This is a genomic window from Streptomyces atratus (genome assembly GCF_014648655.1).
GTDB lineage: Bacteria > Actinomycetota > Actinomycetes > Streptomycetales > Streptomycetaceae > Streptomyces > Streptomyces atratus.
On sequence record NZ_BMRN01000168.1, the window covers coordinates 1 to 1,629 of the forward strand.

Here is a 1,629-nt window from a genome sequence, read left to right on the forward strand (position 1 = left end):
GTTCGAACAGGTCAGCAGCGGCGGTGACGAAGCCGCGCACCCCGGCCGGGTGACCGTCGTCGTCGAACGCCTCACCCACGATGACGTCCAGGTCGAACTTGGCCATCGGGGTCCCTGCCGACATCCTGCCGGCCCGCACGCCCGGCAGGTCGAGCACGGACTCGGCGTTGTTCTGGAGGACCAACTGGACCTGGAACAGCGGGTGTCGGGCCATCGAGCGGGAGGGCGCCAGCTCCTGCACGAGGCGCTCGAACGGCACCTCCTGGTGGGCCAGGGCCGACAGGCTCGTCTTGCGGACCCGGCCGAGGACCTCCCGGAACGTGGGGTCGCCGGACAGGTCGGTGCGCAGGACCAGGGTGTTGATGAAGAACCCGACCAGGTCGTCCAGGGCGACGTCGGTGCGGCCGGCGTTCGCCGAGCCGATCGGGATGTCCGTGCCTGCCCCGAGGCGCGACAGGGTCATCGCGAGCGCCGCCTGGAGGACCATGAACGTGGTCACGCTTTCGGCGCGGGCCACCTTCACCAGTTGCGCGTGCACCTCGGCCGGGATCTCCAGCGGCACGGCGTGGCCCACGTGGGAGGCTACGGCGGGCCGCGTCCGGTCGACAGGGAGCACCAGCTCCTCGGGCGATCCGGCCAACGACTGCCGCCAGTAGGCGATCTGACGTGAAATCAGGCTCTCATCGTCGTTCTCGTCGCCAAGGAGCTCCCGCTGCCACAGCGCGTAGTCCGCGTACTGGACCGGCAGCGGCTCCCACTCGGGCACCCGGCCCGCGCCGCGCGCCGCGTACGCGGTGGACAGGTCGTCCGCCATCGGTGCCCAGGACCAGCCGTCGCCCGCGATGTGGTGGACGACGACGAGCAGCACGCGCTCGTCGGCCCCCGTCTCGAACAGCCAGGCCCGGATCGGGACGTCGGCCTCCAGGTCGAACTCGTACTCCGAGGCTTCCTTCACCGCGTCGGCCAGGGCCTCCGGGGCGACCGGGGTGACCGTGAGCCGCCAGTCCATCTCGTCGAGGGGCAGGACGCGCTGGTAGGGCTTGCCGTCGGCCGTCGGGTACACGGTGCGCAGCACCTCGTGCCGTCCGATCACGTCGCGCAGGGCGAGTCCGAGGGCCCGGGCGTCGACGTCTCCGGCCATGCGCAGGGCGATCGGGATGTTGTAGGTGGCGCTCGCGCCCTCCAACTGGTGGATGAACCAGAGGCGTTGCTGGGCGAAGGAGAGCGGCACCCGCTCCGGGCGCTCGCCCGCGGTGAGCGCGAGGCGGGCGTCGTCGGCGCCGTCCAGTTCGGCGGCGAGTCCGGCGACGGTCGGGGCGTCGAACAGGACCCGGATGTCGAGGTCCACGCCGAGGACCGCCCGCACCCGGCCGGCCAGGCGCACCGCGAGGAGCGAGTGGCCGCCGAGGGCGAAGAAGTCGTCGTCGGCCTCGACCCTGGGCACGCCGAGGACCTGGGCGAACACACCGCACAGGAGTTCCTCGCGGATGTTGGACGGGCCCCGTCCGGCCGCCGTGCCCGCCGGGTAGTCGGGGGCGGGCAGGGCTTTGCGGTCGAGTTTGCGGTTGACCGTCAGCGGCAGGGCGTCGAGGGCGACCACGGCGGACGGGACCATGTATTCGGGCAGGC

Annotated in this window: 1 protein-coding gene; it reads right to left on the bottom strand. The window is 72.2% G+C overall.

Features of this window, described 5'->3' with window-relative positions:
- Positions 1-1,629 (bottom strand): condensation domain-containing protein (locus IEZ15_RS43870; protein WP_229846606.1); only part of this gene is annotated, 1,629 nt, incomplete at both ends.